Annotated in this window: 14 protein-coding genes; 8 read left to right on the forward strand and 6 right to left on the reverse strand. The window is 37.5% G+C overall.

From position 1 onward, the window contains the following. The first annotated feature begins 359 nt into the window (after positions 1 to 359). From M2R48_RS00005 to M2R48_RS00015, 3 genes are all read left to right on the forward strand, one after another. Entirely contained in the window at positions 360 to 515 is a 156-nt protein-coding gene (locus tag M2R48_RS00005) for a hypothetical protein (protein ID WP_262084729.1), read from the forward strand. Between the two features lie 191 nt (positions 516 to 706). Beyond that, positions 707 to 1,246 (forward strand): cysteine hydrolase family protein, encoded by a 540-nt coding sequence (locus M2R48_RS00010; protein ID WP_262084731.1) that lies wholly within the window; start codon positions 707 to 709, stop codon positions 1,244 to 1,246. 292 nt (positions 1,247 to 1,538) lie between these two features. Continuing rightward, positions 1,539 to 2,504 (forward strand): TerC family protein, encoded by a 966-nt coding sequence (locus M2R48_RS00015; protein ID WP_004718969.1) that lies wholly within the window; start codon positions 1,539 to 1,541, stop codon positions 2,502 to 2,504. Positions 2,505 to 2,690: 186 nt separating this feature from the next. Here the strand turns inward: M2R48_RS00015 and M2R48_RS00020 are convergent, their stop codons facing one another. Then, positions 2,691 to 3,257, reverse strand: coding sequence for a nucleotidyltransferase family protein (locus M2R48_RS00020; protein ID WP_262084732.1), 567 nt, complete (start codon positions 3,255 to 3,257; stop codon positions 2,691 to 2,693). A gap of 243 nt (positions 3,258 to 3,500) precedes the next feature. Between M2R48_RS00020 and guaD the strand changes: the two genes are divergently transcribed. The 3 genes from guaD (at position 3,501) to M2R48_RS00035 (ending at position 6,042) form a co-directional block, all read left to right on the forward strand. Further along, complete coding sequence (guaD, locus tag M2R48_RS00025) at positions 3,501 to 4,832, forward strand: guanine deaminase (RefSeq protein WP_262084733.1); 1,332 nt, start codon at positions 3,501 to 3,503, stop codon at positions 4,830 to 4,832. A 232-nt stretch (positions 4,833 to 5,064) separates the two neighbouring features. Further along, positions 5,065 to 5,592, forward strand: coding sequence for a hypoxanthine phosphoribosyltransferase (gene hpt / locus M2R48_RS00030; protein WP_004718958.1), 528 nt, complete (start codon positions 5,065 to 5,067; stop codon positions 5,590 to 5,592). A 198-nt stretch (positions 5,593 to 5,790) separates the two neighbouring features. Further along, a complete protein-coding gene (locus tag M2R48_RS00035) occupies positions 5,791 to 6,042 on the forward strand; it encodes a GlsB/YeaQ/YmgE family stress response membrane protein (protein WP_004718955.1) in 252 nt (83 codons plus the stop codon). Between the two features lie 69 nt (positions 6,043 to 6,111). Here the strand turns inward: M2R48_RS00035 and M2R48_RS00040 are convergent, their stop codons facing one another. Continuing rightward, positions 6,112 to 6,813 carry a DsbC family protein gene (locus M2R48_RS00040; RefSeq protein WP_262084734.1) on the reverse strand — a complete coding sequence of 234 codons (702 nt, stop codon included), beginning with the start codon at positions 6,811 to 6,813 and terminating at the stop codon, positions 6,112 to 6,114. A gap of 156 nt (positions 6,814 to 6,969) precedes the next feature. Beyond that, positions 6,970 to 7,926, reverse strand: coding sequence for a CDF family Co(II)/Ni(II) efflux transporter DmeF (dmeF, locus tag M2R48_RS00045; protein ID WP_262084735.1), 957 nt, complete (start codon positions 7,924 to 7,926; stop codon positions 6,970 to 6,972). 87 nt (positions 7,927 to 8,013) lie between these two features. Between dmeF and M2R48_RS00050 the strand changes: the two genes are divergently transcribed. Both M2R48_RS00050 and M2R48_RS00055 read left to right on the forward strand, forming a co-directional pair. Further along, complete coding sequence (locus tag M2R48_RS00050; protein WP_004818177.1) at positions 8,014 to 8,280, forward strand: metal/formaldehyde-sensitive transcriptional repressor; 267 nt, start codon at positions 8,014 to 8,016, stop codon at positions 8,278 to 8,280. A gap of 161 nt (positions 8,281 to 8,441) precedes the next feature. Beyond that, positions 8,442 to 9,611: an MFS transporter gene (locus M2R48_RS00055; RefSeq protein WP_096735459.1), complete on the forward strand. Its 1,170-nt coding sequence runs from the start codon at positions 8,442 to 8,444 to the stop codon at positions 9,609 to 9,611. Positions 9,612 to 9,655: 44 nt separating this feature from the next. Here the strand turns inward: M2R48_RS00055 and M2R48_RS00060 are convergent, their stop codons facing one another. From M2R48_RS00060 to mnmE, 3 genes are all read right to left on the reverse strand, one after another. Next, on the reverse strand, positions 9,656 to 10,018 hold the full coding sequence (locus M2R48_RS00060; RefSeq protein WP_004818181.1) for a NirD/YgiW/YdeI family stress tolerance protein: 363 nt from the start codon (positions 10,016 to 10,018) through the stop codon (positions 9,656 to 9,658). 130 nt (positions 10,019 to 10,148) lie between these two features. Next, positions 10,149 to 10,532, reverse strand: a complete 384-nt coding sequence (locus M2R48_RS00065; protein WP_262084736.1) for a helix-turn-helix transcriptional regulator — start codon at positions 10,530 to 10,532, stop codon at positions 10,149 to 10,151. A gap of 726 nt (positions 10,533 to 11,258) precedes the next feature. Beyond that, positions 11,259 to 12,623 (reverse strand): tRNA uridine-5-carboxymethylaminomethyl(34) synthesis GTPase MnmE, encoded by a 1,365-nt coding sequence (gene mnmE / locus M2R48_RS00070; RefSeq protein WP_262084737.1) that lies wholly within the window; start codon positions 12,621 to 12,623, stop codon positions 11,259 to 11,261. Between the last annotated feature and the right edge of the window lie 61 nt (positions 12,624 to 12,684).

Here is a 12,684-nt window from a genome sequence, read left to right on the forward strand (position 1 = left end):
TTTAGGCGATACTAGGCGCGAAATACGAAATTTAGTCATTCTAAATGAGTAGTTCGTAACGACGTAGCGACAAAAAACACGCTAGTCCCGAAGGGTTGTGGTTAAAATTATCTCAGCCTTCGTTATGAAACTCGAAAATAGACTCACTATTCTCTTCGTTTAATGCCTTGCCTGCTCAATTTTAACCTACAACGCAAGCCATTTATGAAATGCCGACAGACCCTAAATATCTTTTTACAAGTTTTAAAGTGACATGCTGAGTTAAAAACTTTAATTTGATAAAAGTTAACTTGGCTTTAAGGTCAAAAAAGACATCGTGCGAACAGTCAAGGTGTATGCAGGTATTAAGGAGCAATTCGATGGCATTGACCACCTCACCCAATGGAAAACCGAATACTTCAGAAAAGCCTCGAGTCTTGACCCAATCTGAGATCACAGCACTACGACAAGACATGAAGCAGTCAATTGCGTGGGCACAAGCTGAACTGCGCCGTCGACACAAGTATCCTAATTAACCCAGTGCGGACGTAAAGTCCGATATAGGCAATAACTGCAATGCAACCAATCATTTTATTTAAATTATTAACCACCACACTGCATCGGCAGTGTGGACGTATACATTTAAAATAAAATGTAGAAACCAACCCTGCCAATGAGCGGGGTTATTTTTTGCTCCGTGATTTGGTCAATATTTACGGAGAAACTCATGTCTGAGTATCACAATAAACAAGCCTTACTCGTTATTGATCTACAAAATGGTCTATTTCATGCGCAACATCCTCCATTTCAAGCTGAGCAATTGTTGAAAAACGTTAATCAGCTCATTGAATATGCGCGTGTTAAACACATTCCGATTTTTGCGATACGTCATGTTGGTTTAGCAGACACAGGACTCGCCCCAAATAGTCCAATGACTCAACTGATCGCTGAATTAAATATTGATCCTAATACAGATTACATCTTAGAAAAAACACGGCCAAATTGCTTTTTCCAAACAGATTTAGCACAACAATTAGAGTCTTTAAATGTTGAAGAAGTGATCATCTGTGGTTTAAAAACTGAATTTTGTATCGATAGCACAAGTCGTGCGGCAAAAGACTTAAATTATAAAGTGACATTAATTTCAGATGCGCACAGCACAGTAGATTCAAAGGTTCTCAATGCTGACCGTATTATTCAGCATCATAATTCAACGCTTAATCAAGCTTTTGTTGTGCTAAAAACCAGCGCTGAATTTTGTACATAAAATAAACTACATAAAAATACATTCAAAATTTGCACATTTTTAATAAATATGCGATTCTCACTAGATATTAAGAAATGAAAGATTTCTTACACAGTATATTGAACAAGGGGAGTAGCCTCCTTTAATCAGAATATCGTCATTACGCTTTGAAAAAAGCCGGTATCTGAGCATTTGAGATTGATGTACATAACTCAAATGTAGGCAAGACCTTGATCATGTTGACACAGATGTTTAATCATCTGGCAACAGGTCAAGGTTTTTTTATGCCTGATTGCCAGATTTGGAGAGTTTTATGGAAACTATTGGCAATCCATGGCTGTATCTAGCGTTCTTCGCTATTGTTATTGTCATGCTACTGATCGACTTTTTAGGCTTTAAACAAAAAGAAGGGCAAGAAGTCAAAATTAAAACTGCTGCCTACTGGAGCATTGCATGGGTCAGTGTTGCAGCGTTATTTGGTGGTGGTTTATGGCTGTATCTACAACAAACCGCGGGTGTTTCAATTGCCAATAGCAAAGTCATGGAATACTTTGCAGGTTATCTACTTGAAAAATCGTTAGCGATCGACAATGTCTTTGTCTGGTTAATGATCTTTGCTGCATTTGCGATTCCACAAGGCTTACAACGTAAAATTCTGCTCTATGGTGTATTAGGTGCAATTATTTTACGTACCATCTTTATTTTTATTGGCGCCTGGTTCGTTCAAGAATTCTCTTGGGTGCTTTATCTCTTTGGTGCTTTCTTGGTTTATACAGGCTATAAATTCCTTAAAGGGCAGGATGAAGAAGAAACCAATATCGAAGATATGGCTATTCTAAAGTGGTTACGTAAACACATGCGAATCACCCCAAAATTAGAAGGTGCTCAATTCTTTGTTCGTCAAAATGGTGTGTTGTGGGCAACCCCGTTATTTCTTGTCTTAATTTTAGTTGAAGCTTCCGATGTGATCTTCGCGGTCGATTCTATTCCAGCGATTTTTGCGGTGACCAGTGATCCATTTATTGTATTAACTGCGAATTTAATGGCGATCTTAGGTCTACGTGCAATGTTCTTCTTATTGTCGGGTGCCGCTTCTAAAATGCATTACTTGCCTTATGGCTTAGGCATCATCTTAGTCTTCATTGGCTTTAAAATGTTAATGCTGGATGTCTTCCATATGCCGATTTGGATTTCGTTAGGTTTCATTGTGATTGTCTTGGCAATTACCGCTTGGCTCTCTATTCGCCATAGCAAAAAACATCATGAAACAACCTTATAAACACTAGATTAAGCCTTCCAATTGGAAGGCTTTTTTATGATCAACAATAATACTCAACGATTTAAATTGTATGGTCAGTATTGAAATGAAATCTTTATCCATCAGCATAGTCATCTGTTGTAATAGCCATCTGTTGTCTTGGAGTATGATCTTCACTATGGTTTGATTGATTTAAATCCTGATCCTCTAATCATCCACAACAAGCAGCTTTTCCCATCTGGTCAAAAACTGTTTAGCCTGAATCCGTGCTAAAAAAACTGGATAACTGACCAAACGTTTATTCCATCTCAATTTTAATTCAAACAAATCATTTAGCCCAAACGGCGCAATAATTTCGATATCATCATTTTCAAGTAAACGTACTGCAATTGCGGTTGCCGTTTCAACCCATACGGATAAAGCATCGAATAAAGATTGGTATTGAGAGATAGAACATCCATCATCTGTTTTATACCACAAATGCACATAGGCTTGATTGACCACATCCCATTCATTATTGGGAAATTTTTGCTTTAACAATTCAGTCAAATGTTGCTCTTTAAGGCCTTGTTGATCATTTAAATCATAGAAAATTACATCGATTTCAATCTGATCAAATCCATAACTCTGATGATGTAAAATAGACCATACCAAGTTGCGAATTACACCTGCGCTCAAATATGCATGTGTATGAATATCTCGCAAATACTGTAATCGGAGCATCAATTCAGGACATGAATAGATAAGCTGTTTTAACTGTCGGGTATGATCCATTGTTGTCTTATTTCACCATTTTCCAAGACTGTAGTGATTGTTGCTATCAAGATAAACTTACAATATAGAATATGCCTTTAGCCGCTAATTTTAGTTATATTTCGATAAAAACGTCACTGTGCTAAAACAATAAAAAATAACGTTATTCAATTTTTTAGAATGCTTTCGCGCAAAACTGCATACAGCACCTGATACAAATTTCAGGTACAATCAATCGAAAAAAGGATAAATTGCAGGTTCTACATGTCTTGTATTGTACAGAAAACAGCGGTTCGTGGGCGTTTTCTTGATATTAAAAATACCGTTTCTCAAGCAGCTCAAATATTAGATCAAGTTCGTTATATCGAAGATGGTTTACTGATCACAGAGCAAGGCAAAATCAAATGGTTTGGCCCTTGGGAAGATGCACAGTCTCACCTGACAGATGATATTCAAATTGATCACTACCCAGAACAACTGATTGTGCCTGGTTTTATTGACACCCATATTCATTTTCCGCAAACAGAAATGGTGGGTGCATATGGTGAACAACTGTTAGAATGGTTAAATACCTATACTTTTCCAACTGAAATTCAGTTTGCAGATAAAACCTATGCCGACAAAATCGCACAGTTTTTTGTCCAAGAATTACTTAAAAATGGCACCACGACAGCACTGGTTTTTTGTACGGTACATCCCCAATCAGTCGATGCCTTATTTGAAGCGGCAGAACAGCATCAGATGCGTTTAATCGCAGGTAAAGTCATGATGGACCGTCATGCACCTGAAGCACTCACAGATACTGCTGAAAGTGCATATATTGACTCTAAAGCACTGATTGAAAAATGGCATGGTAATGGTCGTAACCTATATGCCATTACTCCGCGTTTTGCTCCAACCTCTACACCTGAGCAATTGGCAAAAGCAGGGCAGTTAAAAGCAGAGTATCCAACAGTATATGTGCATACCCATCTCAGTGAAAATAAAAATGAAATTGCATGGGTCAAAGACTTATTCCCAGAGCAGAAAGGTTATCTGGATGTCTATCACCACTATGGTTTAACAGGAGAACGTTCTGTTTTCGCACATTGTGTTCATTTAGAAGAGCATGAGTGGGATTGCATGCATGCAACTGATTCAGCGATTGCATTTTGCCCGACATCAAACTTATTTTTGGGAAGTGGTTTATTCCCATTAAAAAAATCCTGGGAAAAACAGGTCAAAGTCGGCTTAGGAACAGATATTGGTGCAGGAACAGCCTTTTGCCAATTACAAACCCTCAATGAAGCCTACAAAGTGCAACAACTCCAAGGTGATAAACTTTCGGCGATGGAATCACTTTATCATGCAACGCTTGGTGGAGCGAAAGCGTTACATTTGGATGCGCAATTGGGCAATTTCAATATCGGTAAAGAAGCCGATTTTGTTGTGCTAGATTTAAAAGCAACGGCGCTACAACAACTGCGTCAGGAACGTGCTAAAAACATAGACGATGCATTATTTGCCTTATTTACCATGGGGGATGATCGCAATATTCAAGCCACCTATATTTATGGACAAAAAGCCTATGAGCAAAACCAAACAAAAACCGCGTAAATCAAAGAAAAAACTGATTTTGATTGGTACAGTTTTTGTGATCTGTGCATTCGTTTTAAAACGTGATGCACATTGATCATTTCGGCTTAAATTAGGGCATTTACATTTTCAAATGTCAAAAAAGATGCATCTTGATCTGATATGTTTTAAAATTATGTCATCTTTTAGGGTGTTGCTAGTCAACACCTTTTTTAATTTTAGAATTTGATGTTTAGTTTTTTAGGTATTTCCCATGACTATTGAAATGAAAGTGATGATTTCTGCTGAAGAAATTCATGCAAAAGTTCAGGAACTTGGTAAAAAAATTGATGCGCATTATGCCAATAGCGATAAAGAACTTGTCTTAATTGGTTTATTGCGTGGTTCAGTGATTTTTATGGCTGATTTATGTCGTGCAATCAGCAAGACTCACGAACTCGATTTTATGACCGTTTCAAGCTATGGTGGCAGTACAACATCTTCTCGTGATGTCAGAATCCTCAAAGATTTAGACGGCGAAATTCGCGGTAAGGATATCTTAGTCGTGGAAGATATTATTGACTCTGGCAATACCTTAAGCAAAGTATTGGAAATTTTAAGTACACGTCATCCCAACTCGATCGAGCTGTGTACTTTAGTCAGCAAACCGTCTCGCCGTGAAATCGACTTAGATGTGAAATTTCTGGGCTTTGAAGTTGAAGATAAATTCATTGTGGGCTATGGCTTAGACTACGATCAAAAATACCGTCATATTCCATTTATCGGGGAAATTGGTCTTTAATTGAGACCTCACCGCATCATTTTAACTAAAATGAGTTAAGCGACTTCGGTCGCTTTTTTTATTTTTTTAGCTTTCATAGTGAACAAAAATGCAACAACTTGTAGCAAATAAGCGCTTTTACTTCATTTGAGAATATTTGATTATTAAACTAATTCGATGCAGTAACTCACGACAAAATAAAGAAAAAGGAGAAAGATTATGATGTCACTGATTAGTGCAATTGTGATTGGTTTTATTGCAGGTTTGATTGCACGTGCAATTCACCCTGGTGATGACAAAGCTGGCTTCATTGTAACAACAGCACTTGGTATTGTAGGTTCATTGGTTGCAACCTATGGTGGTCAATTACTCGGCCTATATCCAAAAGGTGCATCAGCTGGATTTATTGCCTCAGTCATTGGTGCAATAGTGGTACTTTTTATCTATAACATGATTGCCAAACGTACTTAAATTTTCTCCTCAATATAAAAAGCACCCTCGATGGGTGCTTTTTTACGCTGTCAGCATTCTAAGCGCTGTTTATAATCCAAAATTTTTCCATATTTTCTCAATTTCTTCGGCAGGGTAGGCACCCATCACCTTATAACCATTTGAGAAAATAATTGCAGGTGTTCCATGCAAACCTAATTTTTTACCCAATTCCAAATTACGCTCGATTGGCGTTGCACAATTTGCTGGTGCAGTTGGTTTGATCCCATTTTGAATCAAATTTTTCCATGCATATTCTTTATTTGCAGAACACCATACTTGCTTAGATGGCAAAATCGATTGTGCTTTGATGGAATAGATAAATGTATAAATTGTCACATCATTGAGCTTGGCTAAATTCCCTTCAAGCGTCTTGCAATATGGGCAATTTGGGTCAGAAAAGATTGCAAGCTGACGCTTACCATTCCCCCTGACTGTTTTTACTGCATCATTCAAAGGTAATGCTTTAAAATCTATCGTATTTTCTTTAACTGCTAAATCTTTGGTTAAATTATGCTGATCTTTCAAACGAATCATTGAACCAATAAATAAATGCTGAGCATCCTCATTGACATAAACAATTTGATTATCCAAGGTCCCACTATATAAACCCTGCATTTCTGTTGTTTGCAGATTATTAATTTTTACATTGGGATACTGCTGTGCTAATTTTGCTTTCACAGTCTCAACACTGGAAAAACCAGCTGTACAAAAAGCCAGACTTAAGCTCAATGCGATAAATTGCTTTAACATAAATCGATAAAATCAAAATAAATATTGAGATGCATTAAAGCATAATTCCTCAGCTGACTTGTTTAAAAACTGTGATTGATCCTTATCTCTGTTTGCAATGGTTCTCTACCAATCACAGTACCTTGAACTGTTAAAAAAGTTGTACTTTATTCTTACTCAGGTTTCACGTGAAACCCAACTAAACATCGCGGTTTTGTTGATTTCAACAGAAATATGCACCAATTGTTGATGAATAGATAAAGCATGGCGTACCTGATCAGCATTTAAATTTTTATCATTGGATTCAAGCGCCAAAATCACTGAAAATTTGCCTTTAGCCACTTTCCATACATGAATATCGGTTATTTTTGCTTCAACATTTAGACGCTCAATCACTTCACGTACTTCATCGACTACAGGATGATCCATTTCCGCATCTAATAATGTTTGGGCCGTTTCTTTGATTAAACCATATGACCAACGTCCGACTAAAATTGCCCCAACAATACCCAATACAGCATCTAAAAAATCCCAACCCAAATACTTTGCAGCAAAAAGAGCAATAATCGCCAAGACAGAGGTCAGTGCATCTGCAACCACATGTAAAAACGCAGCTTTTTGATTTAAATCATGTCCATGATGGTCATTATGCGTATGTGAATGATGGTGATGGTGATGGTCAGCATGATCGTGTAATAACCATGCACAAACCAAATTGACCAGTAAACCTAAAATAGCAATCAAAATCGCTTCATTATAATGAATCTGTACAGGATGGAATAAACGCACTAGCGACTGGAAGGCCATAAATAAGGCCACCACCATCAATAGAATTGCACTGCTATAGCCAGCAAGAATTTCAATTTTCCATGTGCCAAAACTAAAACGAGAATCCTGCGCATAATAACGAGCAGCTCGATAAGCAGCATAAGCCAAACCTAATGCCAGCATATGCGAACTCATATGCCAACCATCTGCGAGTAAGGCCATGGAATTAAAAATCCAGCCTCCCGCAATCTCAAAAATCATCATCAATCCAGTCAAAATGGTCGCCCATAAGATTTTCTTTTGTGCTAAAGGATTACCTTGATCAAATTGATGGCTATGCTTTCGCTGAATGGTTTTGAATTGCATGAGACATGATCCTATATACTCTCCCTGAGTATATAATTTCAATTTAAAATATACTATAAGGGAGTATATAAAATAGCGGATTAATTTATGAGTCATTTACATCAAGATAAAAAAGTCCTCAATCGTGTGAAACGACTAAAAGGACAAATTCATGCGATTGAAGAAGCTTTGAATGATCAAAGCAGCTCATGTATCAGCGTTTTACAGCAAGTTGCGGCAATTAAAGGTGCCGTGAATGGTTTAATGAATGAATTGATTGAGCAGCATTTAACTGAGCATGTGATTAAAGACACTCAAGCCGTGGATGAAGCTGAATTACAAGAATTTTTAAAGCTGCTAAAACGCTATTCATAACTCAATTCACAGTCATCTATGCTTGAATGTTAAAGTTTCCATTGACCCTTTACTGATTAAGTTTTAATCTTTCCATACTCAATTCCTTCCATGCCGAACTTTGTATTGAACAGGTTTGGCATTTTTATCTGCAAAACATTTGCATTTGAAGTCCTATATTTATGAATCAACAATCATGGCGTTCATTTTTAATGATCAGCCTAGCCTTATGTATTGGTACGATTGGTACGGCGCTTGCTAGCCCCTTATATCCAATTTATCAACAACTTTGGCAATTACTCCCAAGCCAGATCACCTATATTTTCGTGGCCTATATGTTTGGTTGCTTAACCACATTATTATTTTTAGGACGTAGCAGTAATAGTTTTGGTTTTATTCGTACCTTACAAATCGGGCTATTGTTTGCTGTAATTGGCCTAACACTGTCGGTGTTTGCATCAACCACCTATTTGCTTGGATTTGGCCGCTTTATCATTGGTATTGCCTCTGGATTAATCAGCACCTCCGCAATGTTAGGTTTAATTTATACCATTCCTGACTCACATAAACAGAATGCCGCACAGTTAAGTTCAATTATTACCGTGATTGGCTTTGGACTGGGCCCGTTTATTGGTGGTGCAATCGCACAATTTTCTGATCGCCCACTTGTCACACCTTATTTACCCGTAATTGTTGCAGCAATCATCAGTTTGCTGAGTTTATTTACGATTAAAACCATGAGGTTTGAAAGGCAGCCATTTTCTATTGCACCCCACTTACAACTGCCAGAAGCTCAATTTAAAAAACTGTTTTATATCGCCAGTTTTACCGCATTCTGTGCTTTTGGCTCATTTAGTTTATTTGCCTCATTGGCACCCTCTTTTATTCGAGATGTGATTCCTTGGCATGGGCCATTGGTCAGTGGTGCAACCATTGCCAGTATCTTAATGGTTTCTGCGATCGTCCAATTTATCGCAAAGTCTTTTGATATGCATAAAGCATTGAATACTGGCTTAGTCTTATTGATTTCCAGCTATATTATTTTATCGATCTGTATGACCATGCATTGGAGTTTCTTATTCTTTTTGAGTGTGGTTTTGGTCGGAATGGGGCATGGTTTAACGTTACTGAGTGCTTTTGCATTGATTCACCACATGACCAATGTTGAAAATCGGGCAGCTGTGGTTTCCACTTATTTGTTTATTGCCTATTTTGGTACCATTGTACCGATCATTAGCGCAGGCTTTTTATCTGATCATTTCGGTTTAATGGTTGGTGTTTTAGGCTTTTGTGCAGGAATTGGTATCTTATGTATTTATTTATTGATCAGTCATTTAAAAATTAAAGCTTGATCAAACATCTAGGCGCTGTGCGCCTAGATGTTGGTTAAAAGCAATTATTGAATAATCTCAATTTTAACCACTTCTATATCAGTGGGTTTATAACGATGGGTATCGACTTCCCCCACAACTTTAACTTTGGTACCCGGTTTTAATTTTTTTAAATCGATAAGATCATCATCCACTTCGATCCCTATAGTTCCTGTGCTGTCTTTTAGCTCATAATGTTCATGTTTTATTTGACGAACAATTGTCCCCGTCAAGGTAACAGCTGTTTCATCATTGGCACGTATTGCTTGTCCAATGGTGATCTTGTTTTTGGCAGCTTCTTGAATAATCACATGATCATCTTTACCCGCCCAAACATTTGACGTCATCACTAAAACAGCAATCGCAAGCAATAAAGGAGTTTTTTTCATGAAAAGAAGCCTTTGTTGAATATGTAATTGATCTTACAGTAAACAATTCTAAGATTGATGTAAATTCAGCTTACAAAAGCACAACTTTTCATCAAAAAAAAGCGGACTAATGTCCGCTTTTTAAAGTTATCTAGATCAATTTAAGTTGTAATTGATCTTTTAATCCTTCCAATTGTTTCCGTAAGCGAGGCTTAACTTTCTTTCCATAATAAATCAAATTTCGACTCGCCAAGCTAGCTAAATCAGAAGCTTCATTGAATTGCTGGTTTAGAAGATTAAACTGGAATAACAGCTCAGAATTCATAGTAACTTTAGAATGCATGAATTTTTGAATCCAATGATTAATTTCTTTCTCATCCCACAGCAATCGTTTTGTGATTTGAATGCTCTGTGGAAATAAACCATTTTTCATCAAAACTTGAATTTCAGAAAGATTTAATCCAGTTATTTGCTGAACTTGTTTCCTACAAATTAATGAATAATTTTCTGTTGTTTGAGTTTTAGATATAATCATCTAATCATTCTCCACTATTGGAAATGCCTAGACACAAAATAGAAAGGAAAGAATGTTCAAGTTTTTAATCTAATTTTTATCAGATAGATATAGCTTTTACTCACTGTTCAATACATTCAATAAATGACAATAATATGTATCCTTGAGGAAACAAATTGTTGACTTATGCCATGTTTGAATTACTATTAATGAAAGTTAATGTAAGAATACTTACATCAAACTATATCGTTAATCCGATGAAAATTAGTTTTTAAGCTGTTTACATTTCTAAGTTTCCTTAGATTGTGCCTCTCGAAAGGCTGTTTAAAAGCGTTAGGTAGATAAGAAAGGTAAGAGATTCTTAAATACCACCAGTTCCTGAAAATAGATCAAGTAGGTAAGAGAACTTGGTCTATTTTTTTGCCCATTGATTACCTATACATTTTTACAACTCAATGAACATGCTGTAACTTTATAAGAGTTATGGAGAAATGGCTACCCCTTAGTCAAATAAGTGTGTTAAATGTTGTCGCGCAGAGTCATCTATTTGCTGTTTATCAACTTTTAATACAAATTTTTGTCTTAGCTTGACTCTATTTGTCTCAGCTTGTCTACTAGTCTTTCAAATTACAAAAAAACACATATTTAACAAACATATCAGCCTTATTTTTATTTAAGCAAGATCGAATCTGACTCAAAATCACATTAAAAATGAAGTTTCAATATTGATTCTTGTACTAAATAAAATCACTTTCCAATACAGAATGAGCCAAAAATTACCCCTAACAGATCATCTGCACTAAAATCGCCTGTGATCTCAGCTAAGGCATTCTGCGCTAAACGTAACGATTCAGCGACCAGTTCACCCGCATGATAGACCTCAAGTTGCTCATGTGCTTCTGCAAGATAGTGCTGAGTGCGCTTCATTGCGTCTAAATGGCGTGTACGAGCAATAAAGGTATCTTCTTCAGGATGGAAGCCAGCATGCGTTGTAATCGCATCTATAAGCGCTTGTACGCCCATTTCCTGTTTGGCCGACACGCTAATATGGCGAAAGCCTTGAAAATCACTTAATTCGGGTGACTGCGCAGTTAAATCACATTTGTTACCAATCAACATCAAGCGTTTAGTTTCTAAATGATCTTCAAAATAGCGCTGAGCAAGAGCTAAAGGATTTTCACCTTGGCTGAGGTCATAAACCAAAAGTAATAAATCCGCTTGCTCAATTTCTTTGATTGCTCGGCGAATTCCTTCTTTTTCGACCACATCACCTGTTTCACGTAAGCCCGCAGTATCGGTCAGTGTGATAGGCAAGCCATTTAAAGTAATTTTCTCATGTAGTACATCACGCGTCGTTCCTGCGATATCCGTAACAATGGCACGGTCATTTCCCGCCAAAGCATTCAATAAAGAAGATTTACCCGCATTGGGCTTACCTGCAATCACCACTTGCAGACCTTCACGTAATAACTGCCCCTGACGCGCAGAGTGTTGTACAGCAGAGACTGAAGCCTGCACATCTTCAAGCAGATGAAGAATTTTTCCATCTGCCAAAAAGTCGATTTCCTCTTCAGGAAAATCAATCGCCGCTTCAACATGCAAACGTAAATGAATCAGTTTTTCCAATACGGTATTCACTTTATTGGAAAATGCACCTTGCAAAGAACGTACTGCAGAACGCGCAGCGGCTTGTGAGGTGGCATCAATTAAATCTGCAATCGCTTCAGCTTGAACCAAGTCCATTTTGCCATTTTCAAAGGCTCGCATGGAAAACTCGCCTGCTTTGGCGGCAATAGCACCCAGCTCGAACAATCGTGCAAGAAGTGCATTTTGAATTACAGGACCACCATGTCCCTGCAATTCCACCACATCTTCACCCGTAAATGAGTTTGGATTTGGAAAGCAAATTGCTAGCCCCTCATCCATCACTTCACCTTTTTCATCAAAAAATTGACGAAAACCAGCAAAGCGCGCTTGAGGAAGCGCTTTTTGAGTTAAAGCTTGCGCAATCGCATAAGCCTTAGGACCAGATAGACGAATCACACCTACACCACCACGTCCAGGTGGAGTCGCAATTGCTGCAATTGTGGTTTGGCTTACAGGGTTGCTCATCTAAATTACTCAAACTTTGACAATAAAAAAATCCGCCTAAGATTACCATCTTAAGCGGATT

Origin of the sequence: Acinetobacter sp. I-MWF (assembly GCF_025433935.1) — a bacterium.
Classification (GTDB): Bacteria; Pseudomonadota; Gammaproteobacteria; order Pseudomonadales; family Moraxellaceae; genus Acinetobacter; species Acinetobacter guillouiae.

What these genes read in the sequence shown, in the direction of transcription:
- M2R48_RS00005 (WP_262084729.1), top strand. Translation starts at nt 360, where the DNA reads ATGGCATTGACCACCTCACCCAATGGAAAACCGAATACTTCAGAAAAG.
- M2R48_RS00010 (WP_262084731.1), top strand. Translation starts at nt 707, where the DNA reads ATGTCTGAGTATCACAATAAACAAGCCTTACTCGTTATTGATCTACAA.
- M2R48_RS00015 (WP_004718969.1), top strand. Translation starts at nt 1,539, where the DNA reads ATGGAAACTATTGGCAATCCATGGCTGTATCTAGCGTTCTTCGCTATT.
- M2R48_RS00020 (WP_262084732.1), bottom strand. Translation starts at nt 3,257, where the DNA reads ATGGATCATACCCGACAGTTAAAACAGCTTATCTATTCATGTCCTGAA.
- guaD (WP_262084733.1), top strand. Translation starts at nt 3,501, where the DNA reads ATGTCTTGTATTGTACAGAAAACAGCGGTTCGTGGGCGTTTTCTTGAT.
- hpt (WP_004718958.1), top strand. Translation starts at nt 5,065, where the DNA reads ATGACTATTGAAATGAAAGTGATGATTTCTGCTGAAGAAATTCATGCA.
- M2R48_RS00035 (WP_004718955.1), top strand. Translation starts at nt 5,791, where the DNA reads ATGATGTCACTGATTAGTGCAATTGTGATTGGTTTTATTGCAGGTTTG.
- M2R48_RS00040 (WP_262084734.1), bottom strand. Translation starts at nt 6,813, where the DNA reads ATGTTAAAGCAATTTATCGCATTGAGCTTAAGTCTGGCTTTTTGTACA.
- dmeF (WP_262084735.1), bottom strand. Translation starts at nt 7,926, where the DNA reads ATGCAATTCAAAACCATTCAGCGAAAGCATAGCCATCAATTTGATCAA.
- M2R48_RS00050 (WP_004818177.1), top strand. Translation starts at nt 8,014, where the DNA reads ATGAGTCATTTACATCAAGATAAAAAAGTCCTCAATCGTGTGAAACGA.
- M2R48_RS00055 (WP_096735459.1), top strand. Translation starts at nt 8,442, where the DNA reads ATGAATCAACAATCATGGCGTTCATTTTTAATGATCAGCCTAGCCTTA.
- M2R48_RS00060 (WP_004818181.1), bottom strand. Translation starts at nt 10,018, where the DNA reads ATGAAAAAAACTCCTTTATTGCTTGCGATTGCTGTTTTAGTGATGACG.
- M2R48_RS00065 (WP_262084736.1), bottom strand. Translation starts at nt 10,532, where the DNA reads ATGATTATATCTAAAACTCAAACAACAGAAAATTATTCATTAATTTGT.
- mnmE (WP_262084737.1), bottom strand. Translation starts at nt 12,623, where the DNA reads ATGAGCAACCCTGTAAGCCAAACCACAATTGCAGCAATTGCGACTCCA.